We start from the raw sequence: 4,344 nt of genomic DNA on the forward strand, positions 1-4,344 counted from the left end.
GTCCGCGCGACCACAACCCTGTTGAGAGCGGTTTCGGGAGCCATCACCGAGAGGGCAAAAGCAACGGCGCTCACGCACCAGAGAGGCAGCAGTATCGCCGTGAGACATCGACTGTGATTCCGCGAGGTCTGTGTTACCCGAATCTGCCGACCCAGCCCTGCCGGTCGAAAAACCGCGTCTCGCCAGCATCTTCGCATAGCCGCCCCGAACGCGGTGGGGCGCGTCAGATCGCAGGCAGTCCCTGGTCTTGCCTCGGACCCGAGCGACATGGGTACAGGTACGCCGCATTCAGGGCATTGCCCGTCAGGCCTCGCCCCGGTCAAGTTGTAACCGCAGTAATCACAGGTCGGCGGCCGAGAACTCGGCGTTGCCGCGCGAGATGCTCCTGTCGCTCGGAACAGCGCCCAAAGAAACCATGCTGAACACGCCGCGATCACGCAGCTGACGACATACCCACCGTACTGTTGGGCGTAATCATGAGCGACAGGATCGCCAAATCTGAGCAGGTAGTTGTACTCGGTCATCGCAGTACCGGATACGAAGATGAGCGGAACCGCATGTGTGGTGTGAAGCCAGACAAGCCTGAGGGCGTGGACAAAGCTGGCGGCCGGGAGTTCATCCACAGCCCCCCATGGCGTGAGCAGCCATGCCAAAAACAAGCACCCAGCTTCCACGGCGATCAGCAGCATGAACGCGCCAACGACCACTCCCACAGGATCGTTCTGAAACGAGTTCCTGACAGTTCCCACCGTGCTGACCGGCGAGCCATGGAGCCGGGCGGAGAAGTCGGTCATCAACACGCATGCGACAAAACAGCCAATCATGCCGAGGATATGAACCGGGAAGGCCTGTCGCGGCGAGACTTGGCGGGCCAATGGCGCCCATGCGACCGGTCGTAGCCATGGGCACAGCTTTGCCAGAAACTCCAATCTTTGTGGCGTATGAGGGGCGGGTACCTCGGACACTGGCGTTGTCGTACTTGGTCTCCCATTCACGTGCAAACCCTCGCCGAGCACCCCCATCGCCGTCCTCTTGACGAGCCGAGGGGTTTATCCCCTCGGTCTTCTTGACGAGCCGAGGGGTTCATCCCCTCGGTCTTCTTGACGAGCCGAGGGGTTCATCCCCTCGGTCTTTAAGAAACAGGCACATTACCGGCGGGATAAACCCGCCGGCTCGTCAAGACGGTCCCCGCCACGGGCACACTGTCCCTGCCCTGATAGACGCGCCGGGCAGGCAGATGTTTCGCCGCACCGCCGACAGACACCCTACGCTCGCCGGTTGCGGTCGTCCAGACGACCGGGTACGCCATTCCTCCAGGCAATGGTCCTTGGCGGTCCAGCCGGCACTCTCAGAGCCGCGACCCTGGTTTGCCGAGGCGAACGCGCCTGTCCGGCGTTGCCTGCTGGGAAAACGGGAAGGGATGGGCCTTCGTTTGGTTTTGGGACCTCACGGCCGGAGGTCCGTGTGGCTTGCGAGCGCGTTTCCGGGTCGCAGCGCGCTTCGGCCGCGAACCGCACGAGGGCGGTCCGTCTAGAACCTTACGGCCAGAAGTGTGTGCAGATTGCGGGCATCTTTCTGCATCGCGGTGCGCTTTGGTTGCAGCTCGCAAGAAGACCGTCCTCCTCAGTCTCTATCCTCGCGCAGTTGCCGCTCGACTTTACCCAGCGCATCGAGGAGTTCGATACGACGCTCGTTCTTGTCAACGTAACCGGGCCAAGCTTTTGCCGCGGCAATCTCATCGAGCTCACGCTTGAGCTCTCGTTTTTGCTCCAACAGCCAGTCCCGCTCTTCCGGGGTCAGTGCCATGGCTTCACCTGTTCTCAGTCTGTCTCTTCGTGACTGGTCTATATTCTGCGCGCATGTTTCCCGATCACCGTGCGATTTGGCTGCGGCCCGCAAAAAGGCGGTCCGCCTTGGAGTTGCCCACTCTGGTACATTATACAGCCTGAAGCTCAGTACTGGAAGATGACACTGCTGCATACGTTCTTGCCATTGGTATCCACGTGCTCGAGATCCAAGGCTTTGACCGAAACTGCCTTCCTGACGCTTTCCGAGGGCATCGCCTTGACACGGATTGTCACGGGCCGTGACGCGGCGATGATATCGTCAGAGACGACCGGCGAAAAATCGACTAATGGCGGTCATCGGCGTGCCGGACGAGCGGCGAGCGTCAAGCCGACCGATGCCGACATGGCACCGCTTTATCAGGAAGTGGAGAAAGCAATACCCTGGATGCCCGGCGAGCGCCAATGAGTCAGCGACTTTCCCAACCGCCGCGAATGCTCCAAGGCCTTGCCCAGCACCATCCGGCAAATCATAATCAGGCCACGTTGGAGTGTTCCTGACCGTGCGTGACTGGGCAAATCATGACACGGACCGGGAGGACAGCCCATTTGAGAAAGGCCGGGAAAATGCTGCATGCTTTAGCTCTATCGGCGGTTCTGACCGTCAGCGCGGTTCCGGATGAGTTCATCGTTCTATCGGAGTTCCAGGTGTGGGCAGACCCGGCCGGCTCCGAGGTGTTCAAAGAACTTAATCGTCGGTACCTCAAGACCGGCCGCAGCCACGTCTTCAATCTCTATCCCCGACACGACTACTTCGTCTGGGAGCTGCCGAAGACGCGCGGTTGGGTGGATGAAGCCATTATCCTTGGGGCTTTCAACGTATTCTGCATCGGCGACGACATTCGTACCGCAGAAGGGTTCTTGTTTGATGAAAAAGGTCTCAGCCCGCGATTCAAGGATGTCCTGTTCGGCACCATCGCCTACGCTCACGAAAAGGGATTGATGGTCGCCGTCGAGCCCCAAGGACTGCCGACCACCAAAGACGACGAACACCTGCAACGCTGGTTCAGAAGCTGGCTTGGCCCGGATATCCCAAGGGATCAGCAAGCCGATATCCTCAAACTCAGCCTCGACTGGTTTGGCGCCAATCAATTCAACCCGCAGCTTGCGGAGGAGATTGAAGCGGTCTTCACGGCGTGCCGGGCGGTCAACCCGGATGTGCTCATCTACCTGGATTCCGTCCATGGCATCTGGCGCACACCGACGCCCTTTCATCGCTGGCTGCTCCAGCGGTTTCCGCAGACTATCATCAGCCACTACTTGAACACTGATCAGATCGACGCGTTCCGCAAGGCCGGTGCCGGCAATATGATGGTGCAGATCAACCCCAGCGAAATAGAAGAGGTGGGCGGCCAGTTTTTCATCTTTCACGACAAGACGGTCGCCTGGCTTCAGGATGCGGTGCGAAGACGCGTACGCTATCTGTCGCTGGCCGGCGTGAATTATGGTTACAACCGATATAACTACGACCTGTTCCTCGACGTCATCCGGCCTCATTTGGCACTGAAGCGCAATCTTCAAGCGGTACGCGAGAGCTTGCTTCCGGACCGGATTGCCCAACCGACGACCAAGGAGGATGTCAGGGCATGGTTGCTTGAACAATCGAACAAGGGGAAGTGATCGAATTCAGGGCCCCGATCAGCGAAGCGTTGACATCCGTCTGTCGGCTTTCGCGTTGCATGAAAAGACCAACGGCGAACCCGGGAAAGTACTTCCCGTTGCGTTCGCCGTTGTCATCTTTATGATGGCGCTTGGGTTCGTCGGCTTGCACGAATCCAGTGCCCGGGCCCCTTCGGGGCTCACTAAATGCGGCTGCCGCTTTTCACGGCGCAATCGGGTTTTCGACCCTCGACCAGCAGAATCCTCCGTCTATTCAGAGAACTCACGGGCCGATGCCAGGACGGCACATGCCGCCCCGGCCCCGTCAGTTATCACGTGTATGCCCAACAACTGTCATCGGACAATTGCCCCTCCGAAGTTCAGCGTTTTCACCGTTCTCACATGTTCTTCCGGTCAGCCTCCGGCGACGGCCGGATCAATGAAGCACCCGTGCATACGCCGGGGTACTCATTTCGCGAGGCGCTCCGGCCAACCTGTGGACCTTTTATCCTGCTGAAAAACCTGGGCTACGCATCCCACTTCCCCCACATCCGCATTGATTGGCGACGCGGCCACTGGCAAGACGCATCGATCTGCGAATCGTCAAGATCTCAATGGCCACGGCCGCTCGGTTAACGATTGGTTCAACGACTGGCTTGGAACAGACCGGCCCTGACATTGGCACATGACGGGCCTTCTCGGCGGATGTGCCCTCCGTCGCTCTTGGAGCTATGGAGGACAGGCCCGCAACGACCTTCGCTTGGCGGCCGGCGCGCTGTCCGGCGGGACTTCAGGCTTCAGGCTGGAGACTTCAGTCTCTTCCGTCGCGACTGGTGCGCATTTTGCGCGCATGTTTCCGGATCGCAGAGCACTTGGGTTGCGGCCCGCAAAAAGGCGGTCC

The 4,344-nt window shown here is 59.6% G+C and carries 3 protein-coding genes; 1 reads left to right on the forward strand and 2 read right to left on the reverse strand.

Translation table 11 applies throughout. The features are described 5' to 3' along the window. Together PLL20_21780 and PLL20_21785 are read right to left on the reverse strand one after the other, a co-directional pair. Window positions 1–794 (reverse strand): hypothetical protein (locus tag PLL20_21780; protein ID HPD32629.1); only part of this gene is annotated, 794 nt, incomplete at its 3' end. A gap of 829 nt (window positions 795–1,623) precedes the next feature. Further along, window positions 1,624–1,806, reverse strand: coding sequence for a hypothetical protein (locus tag PLL20_21785; protein HPD32630.1), 183 nt, complete (start codon window positions 1,804–1,806; stop codon window positions 1,624–1,626). A 605-nt stretch (window positions 1,807–2,411) separates the two neighbouring features. On the opposite strand from PLL20_21785, the gene PLL20_21790 reads away from it, so the two are divergent. Then, window positions 2,412–3,464, forward strand: a complete 1,053-nt coding sequence (locus PLL20_21790; protein ID HPD32631.1) for a hypothetical protein — start codon at window positions 2,412–2,414, stop codon at window positions 3,462–3,464. Window positions 3,465–4,344: the final 880 nt, after the last annotated feature.

It is taken from the genome of Phycisphaerae bacterium (assembly GCA_035384605.1).
In the GTDB taxonomy this organism is placed as follows: domain Bacteria; phylum Planctomycetota; class Phycisphaerae; order UBA1845; family PWPN01; genus JAUCQB01.